18 protein-coding genes are annotated in these 17,304 nt (G+C 71.8%); 7 read left to right on the top strand and 11 right to left on the bottom strand.

What is annotated here, in order from left to right:
• The first annotated feature begins 109 nt into the window (after nucleotides 1-109).
• The 3 genes from pta (at nucleotide 110) to pyk (ending at nucleotide 5,001) form a co-directional block, all read left to right on the top strand.
• Nucleotides 110-2,194, top strand: coding sequence for a phosphate acetyltransferase (gene pta / locus ACSUPT_RS20995; protein WP_404149299.1), 2,085 nt, complete (start codon nucleotides 110-112; stop codon nucleotides 2,192-2,194).
• Nucleotides 2,195-2,255: 61 nt separating this feature from the next.
• Nucleotides 2,256-3,458: an acetate kinase gene (locus ACSUPT_RS20990; protein WP_436945260.1), complete on the top strand. Its 1,203-nt coding sequence runs from the start codon at nucleotides 2,256-2,258 to the stop codon at nucleotides 3,456-3,458.
• Between the two features lie 112 nt (nucleotides 3,459-3,570).
• Nucleotides 3,571-5,001 carry a pyruvate kinase gene (gene pyk, locus ACSUPT_RS20985; RefSeq protein WP_351967831.1) on the top strand — a complete coding sequence of 477 codons (1,431 nt, stop codon included), beginning with the start codon at nucleotides 3,571-3,573 and terminating at the stop codon, nucleotides 4,999-5,001.
• 78 nt (nucleotides 5,002-5,079) lie between these two features.
• Here pyk and ACSUPT_RS20980 read toward each other — a convergent pair whose 3' ends face one another.
• The 4 genes from ACSUPT_RS20980 to ACSUPT_RS20965 all read right to left on the bottom strand — a co-directional run bounded on the left by ACSUPT_RS20980 (nucleotide 5,080) and on the right by ACSUPT_RS20965 (nucleotide 9,313).
• Nucleotides 5,080-6,408 (bottom strand): hypothetical protein, encoded by a 1,329-nt coding sequence (locus ACSUPT_RS20980; protein ID WP_436945258.1) that lies wholly within the window; start codon nucleotides 6,406-6,408, stop codon nucleotides 5,080-5,082.
• A complete protein-coding gene (locus ACSUPT_RS20975; RefSeq protein ID WP_365726138.1) occupies nucleotides 6,398-6,925 on the bottom strand; it encodes a DUF6114 domain-containing protein in 528 nt (175 codons plus the stop codon). Before ACSUPT_RS20975 ends, ACSUPT_RS20980 begins: the two co-directional genes overlap by 11 nt.
• A gap of 94 nt (nucleotides 6,926-7,019) precedes the next feature.
• Nucleotides 7,020-7,694: a DUF6230 family protein gene (locus ACSUPT_RS20970; RefSeq protein WP_361663226.1), complete on the bottom strand. Its 675-nt coding sequence runs from the start codon at nucleotides 7,692-7,694 to the stop codon at nucleotides 7,020-7,022.
• 650 nt (nucleotides 7,695-8,344) lie between these two features.
• Nucleotides 8,345-9,313, bottom strand: coding sequence for a tetratricopeptide repeat protein (locus tag ACSUPT_RS20965; protein ID WP_351967835.1), 969 nt, complete (start codon nucleotides 9,311-9,313; stop codon nucleotides 8,345-8,347).
• 227 nt (nucleotides 9,314-9,540) lie between these two features.
• Between ACSUPT_RS20965 and ACSUPT_RS20960 the strand changes: the two genes are divergently transcribed.
• Nucleotides 9,541-10,194 (top strand): TetR/AcrR family transcriptional regulator, encoded by a 654-nt coding sequence (locus ACSUPT_RS20960; RefSeq protein ID WP_361663229.1) that lies wholly within the window; start codon nucleotides 9,541-9,543, stop codon nucleotides 10,192-10,194.
• 89 nt (nucleotides 10,195-10,283) lie between these two features.
• On the opposite strand, the gene ACSUPT_RS20955 is transcribed toward ACSUPT_RS20960, so the two are convergent.
• From ACSUPT_RS20955 to ACSUPT_RS20925, 7 genes are all read right to left on the bottom strand, one after another.
• Entirely contained in the window at nucleotides 10,284-10,778 is a 495-nt protein-coding gene (locus ACSUPT_RS20955; protein ID WP_436945256.1) for an N-acetyltransferase family protein, read from the bottom strand.
• A gap of 57 nt (nucleotides 10,779-10,835) precedes the next feature.
• Nucleotides 10,836-12,536 carry an acyl-CoA mutase large subunit family protein gene (locus ACSUPT_RS20950; RefSeq protein WP_361663234.1) on the bottom strand — a complete coding sequence of 567 codons (1,701 nt, stop codon included), beginning with the start codon at nucleotides 12,534-12,536 and terminating at the stop codon, nucleotides 10,836-10,838.
• Nucleotides 12,537-12,630: 94 nt separating this feature from the next.
• Nucleotides 12,631-12,963 (bottom strand): DUF3817 domain-containing protein, encoded by a 333-nt coding sequence (locus ACSUPT_RS20945; protein ID WP_351967839.1) that lies wholly within the window; start codon nucleotides 12,961-12,963, stop codon nucleotides 12,631-12,633.
• Between the two features lie 75 nt (nucleotides 12,964-13,038).
• Nucleotides 13,039-13,548 (bottom strand): MarR family winged helix-turn-helix transcriptional regulator, encoded by a 510-nt coding sequence (locus ACSUPT_RS20940; protein WP_351967840.1) that lies wholly within the window; start codon nucleotides 13,546-13,548, stop codon nucleotides 13,039-13,041.
• Nucleotides 13,549-13,709: 161 nt separating this feature from the next.
• The gene (locus tag ACSUPT_RS20935) at nucleotides 13,710-14,237 is read right to left on the bottom strand and encodes a GNAT family N-acetyltransferase (RefSeq protein WP_436945255.1); all 528 of its coding nucleotides are present in this window, start codon (nucleotides 14,235-14,237) and stop codon (nucleotides 13,710-13,712) included.
• 152 nt (nucleotides 14,238-14,389) lie between these two features.
• Nucleotides 14,390-14,680 carry an MTH1187 family thiamine-binding protein gene (locus tag ACSUPT_RS20930; RefSeq protein WP_351967842.1) on the bottom strand — a complete coding sequence of 97 codons (291 nt, stop codon included), beginning with the start codon at nucleotides 14,678-14,680 and terminating at the stop codon, nucleotides 14,390-14,392.
• The gene (locus tag ACSUPT_RS20925; protein WP_351967843.1) at nucleotides 14,677-15,021 is read right to left on the bottom strand and encodes a DUF3817 domain-containing protein; all 345 of its coding nucleotides are present in this window, start codon (nucleotides 15,019-15,021) and stop codon (nucleotides 14,677-14,679) included. The genes ACSUPT_RS20930 and ACSUPT_RS20925 overlap by 4 nt, the downstream gene beginning before the upstream one ends.
• Before the next feature lie 177 nt (nucleotides 15,022-15,198).
• Here ACSUPT_RS20925 and ACSUPT_RS20920 point away from each other — a divergent pair, with 177 nt between their 5' ends.
• Genes ACSUPT_RS20920 through ACSUPT_RS20910 form a run of 3 tightly spaced genes read left to right on the top strand, consistent with a single transcriptional unit; the run spans nucleotide 15,199 to nucleotide 17,269 of the window.
• Complete coding sequence (locus ACSUPT_RS20920; protein WP_351967844.1) at nucleotides 15,199-15,837, top strand: AIM24 family protein; 639 nt, start codon at nucleotides 15,199-15,201, stop codon at nucleotides 15,835-15,837.
• Entirely contained in the window at nucleotides 15,837-16,487 is a 651-nt protein-coding gene (locus ACSUPT_RS20915) for an AIM24 family protein (protein WP_351967845.1), read from the top strand. Before ACSUPT_RS20920 ends, ACSUPT_RS20915 begins: the two co-directional genes overlap by 1 nt.
• Nucleotides 16,484-17,269: an AIM24 family protein gene (locus ACSUPT_RS20910; RefSeq protein WP_351967846.1), complete on the top strand. Its 786-nt coding sequence runs from the start codon at nucleotides 16,484-16,486 to the stop codon at nucleotides 17,267-17,269. The genes ACSUPT_RS20915 and ACSUPT_RS20910 overlap by 4 nt, the downstream gene beginning before the upstream one ends.
• The last annotated feature ends 35 nt before the right edge of the window (nucleotides 17,270-17,304 follow it).

Here is a 17,304-nt window from a genome sequence, read left to right as displayed (position 1 = left end):
CCCACTGGCGGAGGTACTGTCAAGAGGGTATGGCCGCCTCTCGCGAGGTGTTTTTCCGCCCATACGGAGCACAAGTCGCACACTCGCTTGACGGACAGGAGACCATGGCGTGGCGCGCAGCGTGTACGTGACCGGGATCGAGCGCGGGGACGGCCGTCAGGTCGTCGAGCTCGGGGTGATGGAGCTCCTCACCCGCCAGGTGGACCGGGTGGGGGTGTTCCGGCCCCTGGTGCACGACGGGCCCGACCGCCTCTTCGAGCTGCTGCGGGCGCGCTACCGGCTGTCGCAGGACCCGGCGTCGGTGTACGGCATGGACTACGCGGAGGCGGCGGCGCTCCAGGCCGAACAGGGCACCGACGCGCTCGTGTCGCGACTGGTCGAGCGGTTCCACGCGGTGGCGCGGCAGTACGAGGTCGTCCTCGTGCTCGGCACGGACTTCGCGGCGACGCAGCTGCCCGACGAGCTGGCGCTCAACGCGCGGCTGGCCAACGAGTTCGGCGCGTCCGTCATCCCGGTCGTCGGCGGCAAGGGCCGGCCCGCCGACGCGGTGCGGGCCGAGGCGCGCAACGCGTTTCGCGCGTACGAGGCGCTCGGCTGCGACGTGCTGGCCATGGTGGTGAACCGGGTCGCGGCGGAGGACCGCGCCTCGATAGCCGAGCGGCTCGCCGCCCGCCTGCCCGTGCCCTGCTACGTCCTGCCGGACCAGCCGGCGCTGTCCGCCCCGACGGTCGCGCAGATCGCCCACGCGCTGGGCGCGCGGGTGGTGCTGGGCGACGACTCGGGGCTGGCGCGCGACGCCCTGGACTTCGTGTTCGGCGGTGCGATGCTGCCGAACTTCCTGGGCGCGCTGACCCCCGGCTGCCTGGTCGTCACGCCAGGGGACCGCGCCGACCTGGTGGTGGGCGCGCTGGCCGCGCACTCGGCGGGCACGCCGCCGATCGCGGGCGTCCTGCTGACGCTGAACGAGCAGCCCAGCGATCCGATCCTCACGCTGGCCTCCCGCCTCGCGCCGGGCACGCCGGTGATCGCGGTGAGCGGCAACAGCTTCCCGACGGCGCAGGAGCTGTTCGCGCTGGAGGGCAAGATGACCGCGGCGACCCCGCGCAAGGCGGAGACGGCGCTCGGCCTGTTCGAGCGGCACGTCGACACGGCGGACCTGCTGAAGCGGCTGTCCGTGGCGCGCAGCGGCCGGGTCACGCCGATGATGTTCGAGCACGAGCTGCTGGAGCAGGCGCGCGCCGACCGCCGCCGGGTGGTCCTCCCGGAGGGCGTGGAGGAGCGGGTGCTGCGCGCCGCCGACGTGCTGATCCGCCGCGACGTGTGCGATCTGACGCTGCTGGGCGACCCGGAGGCGATCCGCAAGAAGGCCGCCGACCTGAGCATCGACCTGTCGGACGCGCAGCTGATCGACCCGGCCTCCTCCGAGCTGCGGCAGCGGTTCGCCGAGCGGTACGCGCGGCTGCGGGCGCACAAGGGCGTGTCGGTGGAGCTGGCGTACGACGTGGTGTCGGACGTCAACTACTTCGGCACGATGATGGTCGCCGAGGGCCTGGCGGACGGCATGGTGTCGGGCTCGGTGCATTCGACGGCGGCGACGATCCGCCCCGCCTTCGAGATCATCAAGACGAAGCCGGACGCGTCGATCGTGTCGTCGGTGTTCTTCATGTGCCTGGCCGACGAGGTGCTGGTGTACGGCGACTGCGCGGTGAACCCGGACCCGGACGCCGAGCAGCTCGCGGACATCGCCGTCCAGTCGGCGGCGACGGCGGCGCGGTTCGGTGTGGAGCCGCGCATCGCCATGCTGTCGTACTCGACGGGCACGTCCGGCTCCGGCGCCGACGTGGACAAGGTGCGCGAGGCGACGAGGCTGGTCAGGGCGGCGCACCCGGAGCTGAAGATCGAGGGCCCGATCCAGTACGACGCGGCCGTGGAGCCGTCCGTGGCCCGGACCAAGCTGCCGGGCTCGGAGGTGGCCGGCCGGGCGACCGTGCTGATCTTCCCCGACCTGAACACGGGCAACAACACGTACAAGGCCGTGCAGCGCTCGGCGGGCGCCGTGGCGGTCGGCCCGGTGCTGCAGGGTCTGCGCAAGCCGGTGAACGACCTGTCGCGCGGCGCGCTCGTCAGCGACATCGTGAACACGGTCGCCATCACCGCCATCCAGGCGCAGACCGCCCCGCGCACCCCCGCCTGACCCGCGCGGCGCCCCGCTCCCCCGTCCCCCTCCCGTCCGTACGACAGAAAGCACCGCCACCGTGACCAGCGCCAACCGCGTCCTCGTCCTCAACTCCGGCTCCTCGTCGGTCAAGTACCAGCTGCTCGACATGCGGGACGGATCCCGGCTGGCCGTCGGCCTCGTGGAGCGGATCGGCGAGCGCGTCTCGCGGCTGGTGCACACCCCGGCGGAGGGCGAGCGGCGGGAGCGCACCGCCCCGATGGCCGGGCACGAGGCGGCGCTGAAGGCGGTCGCGGCGGAGCTGGCCGCCGACGGGCTGGGCCTGGACTCCCCCGAGCTGGCGGCCATCGGCCATCGCGTCGTCCACGGCGGGCTGCGGTTCACCGAGCCGACCGTGATCACCGACGAGGTGCTGGCGGAGGTCGAGCGCCTGGTGCCGGTCGCGCCGCTGCACAACCCGGCGAACATCGTGGGCATCCGCACGGCGTGGGCGCTGCGCCCCGACCTGCCGCAGGTGGCGGTCTTCGACACCGCGTTCCACACGACGATGCCGGAGCACGCCGCGCGGTACGCGATCGACGTGGAGACCGCGGACGCGCACCGGATCCGCCGCTACGGCTTCCACGGCACGTCCCACGCGTACGTCTCGCGCGAGACGGCGCGGCTGCTCGGCAAGGACCCGTCCGAGGTGAACGTGATCGTGCTGCACCTGGGCAACGGCGCCTCGGCGTCGGCGGTGGCCGGCGGGCGCTGCGTGGACACGTCCATGGGGCTCACGCCGCTGGAGGGCCTGGTGATGGGCACGCGTTCGGGTGATGTGGACCCGGCGGTCACCTTCCATCTGCGGCGTGTGGCGGGGATGTCGGTGGACGAGATCGACGAGCTGCTGAACAAGCGGAGCGGCCTGGTCGGGCTGTGCGGGGACAACGACATGCGGGAGATCCGCCGCCGAATCGACGAGGGCGACGAGCGGGCGCGGCTGGCGTTCGACATTTACGTGCACCGGCTGAAGAAGTACATCGGGGCGTACTGCGCGGTGCTCGGCCGGGTGGACGCGGTGGCGTTCACGGCGGGTGTGGGTGAGAACGCGGCCCCGGTGCGGGAAGCTGCGATGGAGGGCCTGGAGCAGCTGGGCCTCGCGGTGGACCCGGAGCTCAACGCCGTGCGGTCCGGGGAGCCGCGGCTGATCTCGCCCGCGGGCTCGCGGGTGGCGGTCGCGGTGGTTCCGACCGATGAGGAACTGGAGATCGCACGGCAGACGTACTCACTGGTAAACAACTGAAATCGGGAAAAGACAACTCACTTCGAAGAACTCGACTGAGCGGCAGTCCGCCCATTTGTACATTCCGCCAGCCGGAATATTCCGCACAGAAACAAACCGATAGGATCGCCTTATGCGCCGTTCCAAAATCGTCTGCACACTGGGCCCCGCCGTCGACTCCTACGAGCAGCTGAAAGCGCTCATCGAGGCCGGCATGAACGTGGCCCGTTTCAACATGAGCCACGGAACCCACGCTGAGCACGAGGAGCGGTACCACCGCCTTCGCCAGGCGGCCGAGGACACCGGCCAGGCCGTCGGCGTCCTCGCGGACCTCCAGGGCCCGAAGATCCGCCTGGAGACCTTCGCCGAGGGCCCGGTGGAGCTGGTCCGCGGCGACGAGTTCACGATCACCACCGAGGACGTACCCGGCGACAAGTCGATCTGCGGAACCACGTACAAGGGCCTCCCCGGCGACGTGGCCAAGGGCGACCAGATCCTGATCAACGACGGCAACGTCGAGCTGAAGGTCCTGGAGGTCGACGGCTCCCGGGTGCGCTCGATCGTCATCGAGGGCGGCGTCATCTCCGACCACAAGGGCATCAACCTGCCCGGCGCGGCGGTCAACGTGCCCGCGCTGTCCGAGAAGGACATCGAGGACCTGCGGTTCGCGCTGCGGATGGGCTGCGACATGGTCGCGCTGTCCTTCGTCCGCGACGCCAACGACGTCAAGGACGTCCACCGGGTGATGGACGAGGTGGGCCGCCGGGTCCCGGTCATCGCGAAGGTGGAGAAGCCGCAGGCCGTCGCCAACATGCAGGACGTCGTGATGGCGTTCGACGGTGTGATGGTGGCGCGCGGCGACCTGGCCGTCGAGTACCCGCTCGAGAAGGTCCCGATGGTGCAGAAGCGGCTCATCGAACTGTGCCGCCGCAACGCCAAGCCGGTGATCGTCGCGACCCAGATGATGGAGTCGATGATCACCAACTCCCGTCCGACGCGCGCGGAGGCGTCCGACGTGGCCAACGCGATCCTCGACGGCGCCGACGCGGTCATGCTCTCGGCGGAGTCGTCCGTGGGCGCGTATCCGATCGAGACGGTCAAGACGATGTCGAAGATCGTCGCGGCGGCGGAGGAGGAGCTGCTCTCCAAGGGCCTCCAGCCGCTCGTCCCCGGCAAGAAGCCGCGCACGCAGGGCGGTTCGGTCGCCCGCGCCGCCGCCGAGATCGCCGACTTCCTGGACGGCAAGGCGCTGATCGCCTTCACCAAGTCCGGTGACACGGCCCGCCGGCTCTCCCGCTACCGCGCGGCCCAGCCGATCCTGGCGTTCACGACGGACGTCGCCACCCGCAACCAGCTGACGCTCAGCTGGGGCATCGAGTCCTTCGTCGTCCCGCACGTCGACAACACCGACGCGATGGTCGACCTGGTGGACGCGGAGCTGCTGAAGCTCCAGCGCTACAACGAGGGCGACCTCATGGTCATCACCGCCGGCTCCCCGCCCGGCGTCCCCGGCACCACCAACATGGTGCGCGTCCACCACCTGGGCAGCGGCGAGAACGACTGACCACCCGGTCGCCGCTCCGGCGACGACGAGGGCGGCACCCCGGAGTCCGGGGTGCCGCCCTCGCGGCCGTGAACGGGCTCACTCCTCGATGTAGTTGTGGAGGCCCGGCACGGTCAGGGTCCCCCCGAACTGGGCCGCCTGCGTGACCTGGACCTTGGTGAAGAAGGCGTACGGGACGTCCAGCGGAGGCGGCGTCTCGGGGCTGAACGTGATCGGGATGAGCCCGAACAGATTGCCCTTCAGCTCCTCCGTGTACATCGTCACCGTGCCGCCGCGGATGGTGGAGGTGGAACCCGGCCGGGACGCGACATGGCCGGTACGGCCCTCGCCGTGGACGGTCGTCTGGTGCAGGTCCTTGATGTCCACCTCGGACGCGGTGAACTTCAGGGCCTTCTTGACGGTGCCGCTGCCGGTCTTCACCTCGACGATGCCGTGGTACTTCAGCCCGCGCAGCGTGAGCATGCTGCTCTGCAGCCGCCACGGGTCGTCCGCCACGTGCGGGATGCCGGGCTCCAGTTCGGCGGCCGCGAGGGCCTCCGGGTCCGGCGTCGGGCACGGGAAGCGCGGCTTGGCGCCGTCGGGTACGTCCTGGTCCTTCTTCGGGTCCAGGCCCTTGGCGTCCTCGGGCAGCTCCCGGACCTCGGCGCCGACCCGCTCGGCGGCGTCCTTGATGGCCTCCTTGGCGGCGTCCAGCGCCTTGTCGTCCCGCTCGGCCGGCCCGGCCGGCGACGAGGGCGCCTTCGTGGGGGCGTCGGCTCCCCCGACCACCGGGTCCGCCGTCGGCTTCGCCGTCGCCGTCGCGGTGGGGGCGGGCGCCGGGGTCGCCGAAGTGGCCGCCGGGCTGGGCTCCTTCTGGCCGGTCAGGCCGCCGATGAGGTCCTTGACGGCGTCGCCGACGCCCAGCGGGTCGAGCGGATCGCGCGTCGCGGTCGCGGTCGCGGTGGGCGTGGGGCTCGGGCCCGCGGACGGGGACGTGCCCGTCAGCGGGTCCTTGACCGGCTCCTTCGCCGGTGCGGTGGTCTCGCTCGCCGTCGGCTTCCCGGTCGGCGTCCTCGTCTCCGTACCGCCGCCCGGGGACGGCGTCGGCGAGGCGCCGGGCGAGGCGGACGCCGAGGCGGAGGGCGACTGGCCCGGCCTGGGCTCCTGCGACTCGGCCGGCTCGTCCGACTGCGTCACGCACGGGCCCGGCGCGAAGGGGATGTCCTTGTCGTCCGCCAGCGCGGGGCGCGGCGTGAGGCTCATGCCGACGAGCACGGCCGTGGGCATCGCGGCCAGGGCCAGCGCCTTGCCGGCCGGGGCCTGAAGCTTGCTCAGCAGCGACTTGCGGGGGGCCGCGTGGCGCGGGCCTCTCCTCGCGCCGGCGGCCCCGTCGTCGGCCGCCGTCGGCTGCGTTCCGTCACCCCGCACTGTTCCTCCCGCCGTTGGCGTCGACAGTCGTCTCGGTGTGGTACTCGGGCACGTCCACCGGCTCCAGCGGCTCGGCGTCGTCCGCGCGGGCCGCCTTCTCCCCGGCCGGTTCGCTCTCCGGCCGTCCCGGCGCCCAGGCGATGGAGAGCGCTCCGCCGATCAGGGCGAACAGATAGCCGATGACGAACCCGCCGAAGTTGGACAGGGGGATGGACACGAGGGCGAGCAGGATGGCCGCGACACCGGCGAAGATGCGCACGGCCTGCTGGAACCACATGGTGAGGCCCAGGGTCACCAGCAGCACGCCGATGATCAGCGACCCGGCGCCCGCGGTCGTCGCCATCGAGACGGTCATCTGACCCAGGTGGAGGCTGGCGTACGGGAAGTAGGCGATCGGGATTCCGCCCAGCAGGGTGAACAGGCCCGCCCAGAACGGCCGGGTGCCCCGCCAGTCGCGGAACCGCCGCCTGACGACGCGGATGAAGTGCTCGTTCTGCTCCGGCGACTCGGCGCTCATGGAAGCTCCCTGGAACTGGTGTTGCTGTGTGAGGAGGGAGACGGGCGGGCGCGGTCGCCTCACGGGTGCCGCGCCCGCCCGCCCGGATCACCGGTCAGTAGCACTCGACGCCGGGACCGTCACCCTTGTGCAGGCGCATGCTCAGCTTGGTCAGCTTGAAGGTGCCGGCCGTGGTCGCCCACGCCTTCTGCCTCACGTTGGTGAGGGTCGCCTTCTCCGCCTGCTGGGCAAAGCCGTTCTGGTTGATCCGGTCCTTGATCGCCGGGCCCTTGCCGTGCGGCTTACCCTTGGCCGTGTCCTTCGCCGCCATGCCGATGTCGATGTTCGTGAACTCGGCTTCGGCGTCGAGGTCCGTGACGTCGAGGTACAGGTTGTGCGCGTAGACCCGGTCCTCCTGCTTCTCCGCGCCGGTACCGGCCGTCAGCTTCAGCGTGATCTTGCCGAAGACCGGGACGTCCGGGGTGACCACCGACTGGCACATGTTGGTGATCCAGGCGTTCTCGAACGTGGAGATGGCGACGGGCCGCGGAACGACCTTGTCACCTTCCTTGATGTCGGCGTAGCCCATGTCCAGACCGCCGTACTGGGCGAAGCCCTGGCCGTCCAGACGCCCGGCCGTGACCTTGAACTCCTGGCCGGAGACCGCGAACGACGCCGCGAGCGCTCCCTGGGCCATGCCGACGCCTATCGCGGCCGTCGCTGCCACGCTGGGCACCATGACGACGGCGAACCGCTTCCATCTGGTCCCACCGCGAACCTGGGACTTCATAGATTCCTCCTTCTCGGACGTACATCTCCGAGCCGGACCCGGAGGTCCGTACCGGGATGGGAGAAGTGCTACGTCCTCGGGAAGGGGAACGCCCACCGGTCGGGCGCGAGCCGCGTCCGGATCACCGGCGATCACCCCCGAGCGACAACCACCGGCCGCTCGGCGCAGGCGTCCGCGCGGCCTGTCGGACAGGCCCTGCCGGATCAGCAGGAACCCCCCTGTCCACGGCCGGCGCGTCAGCCCCGGCCCACTCGGTGGGGACCCGACCCGCGGCGCGGCTGGTTGCCGGGCTGGTGCGGTATCGGACCGAGCGTGGCCGATCGTGGTGCATTCGGGCGCGGGGCACAAGGGGGTTCGTTACCCGCTAGTAACGACTCGATAAACCGGGCGCGACGGGGCGCCGTCGGGCGGGCACACACGGTGCTACCGGCCGGTTCGACAGAAGGTGATTTCCGCGTTGATAGCGGGACATAAAGCCGACGTTGACTTACTGGAAGTAACAGCGGCCGCGTTTGCCAAGATTTGGCAAAGCGCGGCCGCGTGACGCCCCGTTTGTCGCCTTGTCGCCACATCGGCGCGCCCCCGGCCGGGCCCTGACCGGGCCCCTCAGGGGGCCGCGGGCCGGGCCGGCCGGGGCCGAGGCTCACCGGTCAGAACAGGACGCGTGCCAGATCGCCGCGCGCCTTGACGACCCGCGGGTCGTCCGGACCGATCACCTCGAACAGCTCCAGCAGCCGCACCCGCGCGGCGTTCCGGTCGTCGCCGGTGGTGCGGCGCACCGTGTCGACCAGCCGGGCGAAGGCGTCCTGCACATGGCCGCCCACCAGGTCCAGGTCGGCGGCCGCCAGCTGGGCGGGCACGTCCTTCGGGTCGTCGGCGGCGTTCTTGCGGACCTGCTGGGGGTCCATCCCCTGGACGCGGCCCAGCAGTTCGGCCTGCGCGAGACCCAGCTTGGCCTCGGCGTTCTCCGGGTCGTCCACCAGCACGTTCTTGTACGCCTGGATGGCGCCCGGGATGTCGTTGGAGTCCAGCGCCCGCACCGCCGCCTCCAGCAGCGCGTCGTACGGGCCCGCCGGAGCCGCCCCGGCCGCCGCGGGGGCCTGCCCGTCGGCGTCCACGGTCAGGCCGGTCAGGCCGAACCGCTGCTCGGCGACCTGGACGAGCTGGTCCAGGGTCTCGCGGACCTGCGGCTCGGGCGCCGCGCCCTGGAAGAGCGGCAGCGCCTGACCGGCCACCACCGCGTACACCGCCGGGATGCTCTGGATCCCGAACTGCTGGGCCAGCATCTGGTTGGCCTCGACGTCGACCTTCGCCAGCACGAGACGGCCGTTGTACTCGGTGACCAGACGCTCCAGCAGCGGGGTCAGCTGCTTGCACGGCTGGCACCAGTCGGCCCAGAAGTCGATGACGACCGGCACCTCGGCGGAACGCTGCACGATGTCGCGCTCGAAACCGGCCTCGTCGACATCGATCACCAGCGCGGACGGGGGCACGGCTCCCGCGCCGCCCTGCCGGGCCGCTTGCGCGCGCGCCTGCTCCGCCTTGGCCTTGGCCTCTCCGGCCGCCTTCACCGCGGCGAGGTCGACGACGCCGCTCATGGACATGTTCCTAGGCTGCATGGGTACATCCTCCCCCTTCCGCGCACGTAACCGGTAAGACATGGCACAAGCCGTGGCGGCACCGGGTCCCCACCCGGTGCCAGTGGTTGTCGCTGCGGGCCCACAAGCCTTTCGCTACGCGTCGTAGCGTAACTGCGCCGCCGGGCCCCCGGGGCGGCGGGCCGGGTGAACTGGCTCACACGCGCGGTGTCGGGGCACCGTGGCTACTCGCCGGTATGGTCGCCGTCATGTGCCGCCGCCACCCCACTCCCCCCGGCGCCTCGGGACGGTCCGGGCGCCCCGGGCGTCCGCGCAGCGCCGCAGCGGACACCGCGATCCTGGAGGCCACCCGTGCCGCCCTGGTCGAACTCGGCTGGTCCAAGCTGTCCATGAGCGACGTCGCCACCCGCGCCGGCGTCGCCAAGACCACCCTGTACCGGCGCTGGGCGGGCAAGAACGAGCTCGTCGTGGACGCCGTCGCCGTCCTCTTCGACGAGCTGGAGCTGCCCGACCGGGGCAGCCTCGCGGCCGACATCGAGGGTGTGGTCCACCAGTTCGCCGCGCTCCTGGAACGCCCCGAGGCCAGGACGGCGCTGATGGCCGTCGTCGCGGAGTCCACGCGCGACGAGCCGCTGCGCGAACGGATCCGCACCTCCATCGTGGACCGCCAGAAGCGGCTCGTCCTGGAGGGCAGGGCCCGCGCCCAGGCCCGCGGGGAGCTGCCCGTGCCGGAGCGCGACCGGGCGAGCGAGGCGGGCGCCGTCGACGACCTGATCTTCGACGTCATCGCGGGCGCCGTGGTGCACCGCGCCCTGGTGAGCGGCAGGCCGGTGGACGGCGAGTGGGTCCAGCGGTTCACCGCCCTGCTGCTCGGCGGGCTCGGGGCGGCCGCGCGCGGCTGACCGGGGCCGTGCCCGCGAGGCCGGCGTCCACGCGGCCGGCGTCCACGCGGCCGGCGGCGAGCGATGGGCGTCCGCGCGCGGGGGCGGTGTCAGAGCGGCCGGTACATCACGTGCAGGCCCGTGTACCCGTGGACCGGGTGGTGGAAGGCGTCCGGCACGGTGCCGACGATGCGGAAGCCCAGGTCCTCGTAGAGCCGCACGGCGTGGGTGTTGGTCTGGACGACCGCGTTGAACTGCATGCCCCGGTAGCCGGCCTCCTTCGCCCAGCGCAGGCTTTCCTCGACGAGGGCCCGGCCGATGCCGCGCCCGCCGTACTCCGGGTCGACCATGTAGCTGGCGCTGGCGATGTGGCCGCCGTTGCCCGCCTGGTTGCGGTTCATCTTGGCGGTGCCGACGACCGTGCCGTCCGCGTCGACGGCGACGACCGTGCGGTTCGGCGGCTCCAGCAGCCACCAGCCGCGCGCCTCGTCGGCCTCCAGATCCGGGGGGTAGGTGAAGGTGTCGCCCGCGGCGACGATGCGGTGGAAGAAAGGCCAGATGGCCGGCCAGTCGCCAGCGGTGGCCTCGCGGATCTCGGCGTGCACGCCCTCAGCATGCACGCCGGGATCCGCTCCGGCGACGGGTTTTCGGCGGCGGGCCGCTCAGAACCCGGCGGGCTCGGTGTACGTGCCCCACTCGTCGCGCAGGGCGTCGCAGATCTCCCCGAGCGTGGCCTCGGCCCGTACGGCGTCGAGCATCGGCTCGATCATGTTGGAGCCGTCGCGGGCGGCGGCCAGCATCGCGTCGAGCGCGCCGCGCACCTTCGCGTCGTCGCGGCGGGCCTTGCGGTCCGCGAGGATGCGCACCTGCTCGCGCTCCACCTCGTGGCTGACGCGCAGGATCTCCAGGTCGCCGGTGACGGAGCCGGTGTGGCAGTTGACGCCCACGACCCGCTTGTCGCCCTTCTCCAGGGACTGCTGGTAGCGGAAGGCCGACTCGGCGATCTCGCCGGTGAACCAGCCGTCCTCGATGCCGCGCAGGATGCCGGAGGTGATCGGGCCGATGGGGTGCTGCCCGTCCGGGTGGGCGCGCAGACCGCGCTCCTTGATCTGGTCGAAGATCTTCTCGGCGTCGGCCTCGATCCGGTCGGTGAGCTGCTCCACGTACCAGGAACCGCCCAGCGGGTCGGCGACGTTGGCGACGCCGGTCTCCTCCATCAGCACCTGCTGGGTGCGCAGGGCGATCTCCGCGGCCTGCTCGGAGGGGAGGGCGAGGGTCTCGTCCAGGGCGTTGGTGTGCAGCGAGTTGGTGCCGCCGAGCACCGCGGCGAGCGCCTCGACGGCCGTGCGCACGACGTTGTTGTACGGCTGCTGCGCGGTCAGCGAGACACCGGCGGTCTGGGTGTGGAAGCGGAGCCACTGCGCCTTGTCGGTCCTGGCGCCGTACACCTCCTTCATCCAGCGGGCCCAGATGCGGCGGGCGGCGCGGAACTTGGCGATCTCCTCGAAGAAGTCCACGTGCGCGTCGAAGAAGAAGGACAGGCCGGGCGCGAAGACGTCCACGTCCAGGCCGCGCGAGAGGCCGAGCTCGACGTAGCCGAAGCCGTCCGCGAGGGTGTACGCCAGCTCCTGCGCGGCCGTCGAACCGGCCTCGCGGATGTGGTAGCCGGAGACGGAGAGCGGCTTGTAGGCGGGGATGTGCCGGGCGCAGTGCTCCATCAGGTCGCCGATCAGGCGCAGATGGGGCTCGGGCTCGAACAGCCACTCCTTCTGGGCGATGTACTCCTTGAAGATGTCCGTCTGGAGCGTGCCGTTCAGGACGGACGGGTCGACGCCCTGGCGCTCGGCGGCGACGAGGTACATGCAGAAGACCGGGACGGCGGGGCCGCTGATGGTCATCGACGTGGTGACGTCGCCGAGCGGGATGTCCTTGAAGAGGACCTCCATGTCGGCGGCGGAGTCGATGGCGACGCCGCAGTGGCCGACCTCGCCGAGCGAGCGCGGGTCGTCGGAGTCGCGGCCCATGAGCGTCGGCATGTCGAAGGCGACCGAGAGGCCGCCGCCGCCCGCGGCCAGGATCATCTTGTAGCGCTCGTTGGTCTGCTCGGCGTTGCCGAAGCCCGCGAACTGGCGGATGGTCCAGGTGCGGCCGCGGTAGCCGGTCGGGTACAGGCCGCGGGTGAAGGGGTACTCACCGGGCCAGCCGATCCGCTCGAAGCCCTCGTAGGTGTCGCCGGGCCGCGGCCCGTAGACGGGCTCCACGGGGTCACCGGAGAGCGTGGTGAAGTCGGCGTCGCGCTTCTTGGCGGCGTCATAACGGGCCTGCCAGCGTCGGCGGCCTTCCTCGATGGCGTCAGCGTCCATACCCTCGAATTTACTAGGACGTCCAAGTAAATGTCGATGGCTGACCGCCGGGCGCGCGTCACACCCGGCGGCCGGGGGTCTCGTCAGACCCGGCTCACGCCTTGGCGGGGGCCGGTGCGGCGCCGCTGACCAGCGGCTTCACCTCGGCGACGACCTTGCGCTCGACGAAGAACGCGGCGAAGGGGATCGTGCCCGACAACAGGACCCACAGCAGCTTGCCGAACGGCCAGCGGGCCTTGGAGCCCAGGTCGAAGGCGAAGATCAGGTAGATGATGTAGAGGACGCCGTGGGTCTGGGACACCACGAAGGTCACGTCCTCGCCCATGTCGAACCCGTACTTGAAGACCATGCACGTGGACAACACGAGGAGCATGACCGCGGTGACGTAGGCCATCACCCGGTAGCGGGTCAGCACGCTGGATTTCATGGCATCGAGCGTAACCACCCGATCCGGGCGATCTTCGCGCACCCCCGCGCCCGGGGCCCGCCCGGGCGGCCGGCGCTACTTCTCCTCGAAGTCCCCCGCCGCCACCCGCAGCGGCCGCAGCATCGCGAAGATCTCCGCGCACTCCTCCGCGTCGTACGCGCCGAGGCCGAAGTCCATGGCCATCAGGTCCGCCGTGGCCGCCTCGACGACCTCGCGGCCCTTGTCCGTGATGGAGGCCAGTGTGCCGCGCCCGTCGTTGGGGTTCGGGCGCTTGTCCACGAGCCCGGAGCGCACCAGCCGGTCCACGGTGTTCGTCACGGACGTGGGGTGGACCATCAGCCGCTCGCCGATCTTCGACATGGGCAGCTCCCCCGCCTTGGAGAAGGTGAGCAGCACCAGCGCCTCGTACCGCGCGAAGGTCAGCCCGTACGGCTTGACCACCGCGTCCACCTCGGCCAGCAGGATCTGGTGGGCGCGCATGATCGAGGTGATCGCGGCCATCGAGGGGACGGGGCCCCAGCGGTCCCGCCAGAGTTCGTCGGCGCGGGCGATGGGGTCGAAGGGGAGACTGAGCGGCTTCGGCACGCCACGACCTTACCGACCGGCCACATGGCGGTCAGCCCGGTCTCACGCTTTGGTCGCCGTACGGCCTCCGGGCAGCGGGGCCCGGGCGGGCCGGGGCTCCGGGGCGGGAGGCGGGGCGCCGCCCACGGGGGTGAGGCCGCCCGCGGGCCTCGCCCGTGCCGTCAGGCGACGCGGCGGGCCAGCACCTGGCCGGGCCAGGTGCCGTCCAGGAAGGTGTCGGTGCGGGTGAAGCCGTTCTGCTCGTAGAACGCGACGAGCCGGCCTCCGCCGCCGGCCCAGCAGTCGACCCTCAGCAGCCGCACACCGGCCCGCCGGGTCTCCTCGACGGCATGGGCCAGCAGCGCCGCCCCGATGCCCCGGCCGGCGTGCCGCCGGTCGGAGACCAGCAGCCGGACGAACCGCTCGGGCTCCCCGGCCGGCGCGATCGGCATCAGCGGGCTGGGCCCGGAGTCCAGCACCATCGCCCCGACGGGCGTCCCGGCCGACTCCGCGATGTACGGGGTGTTCCCGGTCATGTACCGCTCGACCCGCTCCGCGCCGCCGGGCCTGCGCGAGTAGGGGGTCGTGCCCCACTGCTCGGTGTTGCCCCGGTCGTTCATCCAGGCCACGGCGGAGTCGAGCATGTCCAGCACAACCGGCGCGTCGGCCGGGCTGCCGGGCCTGATCCGTATGTCGTGCGCGTCGTTCATGGCGGCAGCCTAGGGCCGGAGATCGTTCTCCGGTGCGCGCCGGTGGTGCCGGGGGGCCGCCGGCCCGGCGGGTGGAGAGGCGCGGGACGGGCCCGGAGGGAGTACGGCGGCGCCCGCCCCGGGCTGCGGGGCGGGCGCCGTGCGGGTGCCGGTCAGGACAGGTGGCGTTCGACCGTCTCCACCTTGGAGGTCAGGCCGTCCGTCACACCCGGCCGGATGTCGGCCTTCAGGACCAGGGAGACGCGCGGGGCGCGGGCCTCCACCGCCGCCACCGCGCGGCGGACGACGTCCATGACCTCGTCCCACTCGCCCTCCACGGACGTGAACATCGCGTCCGTGCGGTTGGGCAGGCCCGACTCGCGGACGACGCGGACGGCCTCGGCGACGTACTCGCCGACGTCCTCGCCCACGCCCAGCGGCGTCACGGAGAACGCGACGATCACGCGTCGACCTTCCCCTCGCGGCGGGCGCGGGTGGCGATCACCGCGTCGTCGGCGGCGCGCTTCAGCTTGCGGTCCGCGTAGAAGCCGCCGAAGGGCACCACGGACAGCACGAAGTACAGCACGCCCGTCTTCACGTCCCACTTGGCGTTCTTCCAGGCGTCCAGCCAGAACACCACGTACAGCAGGAAGAGGAAGCCGTGGACGGCGCCCATGAAGGGGACGGCGTTGAACTCCGTCGTGCGCTTCAGGACCGAGCAGACGAGCAGCACGAGGAAGGAGACCGCCTCGGGGCCGGAGACGAGCCGGAGGCGGTGGAGGGCGGATGCGGTCTTGATGTCCACGGGAACAGGCACCTCTGCGTCGGGAGCGGTCTTGTGAATGGGCGCACAAGCGTCCCGCCCATTGTGGCAGGGGCGGGGAGGGGTCCGGCCCATCGGGGTGGGGGCGGGGGCGCCTGCGGGCCCGGACCGGACCGGCGGTGGTGTCGCCCGTGCCGTCCGGGCGGATACCGTCGGGCCGTGGCAACCTTCCGACTCCAAGGCAGCAAGGTCCTCGCCGTCGACCTCGGCGGGGACGCGGTCCGGGCGAAGAACGGCTCGATGGTCGCGTACGACGGCGACATGGCCTTCAAGAAGATGAGCGGCGGCGGCGAGGGCCTGCGCGGCATGGTCACCCGGCGGCTCACGGGCGAGCAGATGGAGGTCATGGAGGTGAGGGGGCAGGGCACCTGCTACTTCGCCGACCGGGCCTCCGACATCACGGTCCTCGCGCTGCACGGCGACAGGCTGAACGTCGAGGCGAGCAATCTGCTGTGCGCCGACGGCGGGCTGCGCACCGGGACGACGTTCACCGGCCTGCGCGGCGGCGCCACCGGTACCGGGCTCTTCACGACGACCGTCGAGGGCTCCGGGCAGGTGGCGATCATGTCCGACGGGCCCGCGGTGGTGCTGCGGGTGACCCCGCAGTACCCGCTCGCCGTGGACCCCGGGGCGTACGTGGCGCACCAGGGGAACCTCCAGCAGACCTTCCAGTCCGGTGTGACGTTCCGCACGCTGCTGGGCGAGGGCGGCGGCGAGGCGTTCCAGATCCGCTTCGAGGGCGACGGGCTCGTGTACGTCCAGCCCAGCGAGCGCAACACGGTGGGAGGCGACGTTTGATGCCGTTCCGGGAGATCAACTCCAAGATGGTCGAGGCCTCGGTCGCGCCGGGGCAGCGGATGTTCAGCCAGCGCGGGGCGATGCTCGCGTACACGGGTGACGTCACATTCACGCCGAACACCGCCGGGGGCCAGGGCGGCGTCATGGCGATGCTCGGCCGGCGCGTGGCGGGCGAGGCGGCGCCGCTGATGACCGTGGAGGGCAGCGGCACGGTGCTGTTCGGGCACGGCGGGCACCATGTGCAGGTCATCCGCCTGTCCGGGGAGACGCTGTACGTGGAGGCCGACCGGCTGCTGGCGTTCGACGGGACGCTGGAGCAGGGCACGATGTTCATGGGCTCCCAGGGCGGGGTGATGGGCATGGTGCGCGGCCAGGTGACCGGCCAGGGGCTGTTCACCACGACCCTGAAGGGGCACGGCGCCGTCGCCGTCATGGCGCACGGCGGGGTGATCGAGCTGCCGATCGCGCCGGGGCGGCCGGTCCACGTGGACCCGCAGGCGTATGTCGCGCACCACGGCGACGTACGCAACAAGCTGTCCACCGCGCTCGGCTGGCGCGACATGGTGGGGCGCGGCTCGGGCGAGGCGTTCCAGCTGGAGCTGAGCGGCAGCGGTGCGGTGTACGTCCAGGCGTCGGAGGAGAAGCTGTGAGCACGTCCGCGGTGTTCGACCCGTCGACTCTGCCGAGCGACGACAACGTCAACCCGTACACCTTCTGCGTGGATCTCAAGGGGTCCCGGTGGTTCCTGCAGAAGGGGAAGATGATCGCGTACTACGGGAACATCGCCTTCAACGGCGTGGGCCACGGGGCGCTGGACCGGCTGGTGCGCACGAGCTTCCACTCGCCGATGCACGCCGGGGACTGGGTGGTCGCGGAGGGCAGCGGGAAGATGCTGCTGGCGGACCGGGCGTTCGATGTGAACTCCTACGACCTGGACCAGGGCAATCTGACGATCCGGGCCGGGAACCTGCTGGCGTTCGAGCCGTCGCTGTCGCTGAAGCAGTCCATCGTGCCGGGTTTCCTGACGCTGATCGGGACGGGGAAGTTCGTGGCGGCGTCGAACGGGCCGGTGGTGTTCATGGAGCCGCCGATCCGGGTGGACCCGCAGGCGCTGGTGGGCTGGGCGGACTGCCCGTCGCCGTGCCACCACTACGACCACGGGTACATGACGGGCGTGCTGGGCGGGCTGCGGGCGCTGACGGGGATCGGCGGCGCGTCGGGCGAGGAGCACCAGTTCGAGTTCGTGGGCGCGGGCACGGTGCTGCTCCAGTCGTCGGAGGCGCTGATGCCGGAGCAGGGCACGGGAACCGTTCCGCACGAGCCGGGCGTCCCCGGTGGCGGTGCGCCGCATGGTTCAGGCCAGGGCTCCCACGGATCGGCACCGCGCCTTCCCGGCCAGCTGGGCGACCTCCAGCGTCGCTTCGGGCTGTGAGCGGTAGTCTGCGGAGTGTGACGCGCTCGAACGTC

This window comes from Streptomyces sp. SudanB25_2051, from assembly GCF_964272635.1.
GTDB lineage: Bacteria > Actinomycetota > Actinomycetes > Streptomycetales > Streptomycetaceae > Streptomyces.
Note: the sequence above shows the minus strand (reverse complement) of the source record. Positions and strands in the feature narration are given on the sequence as shown.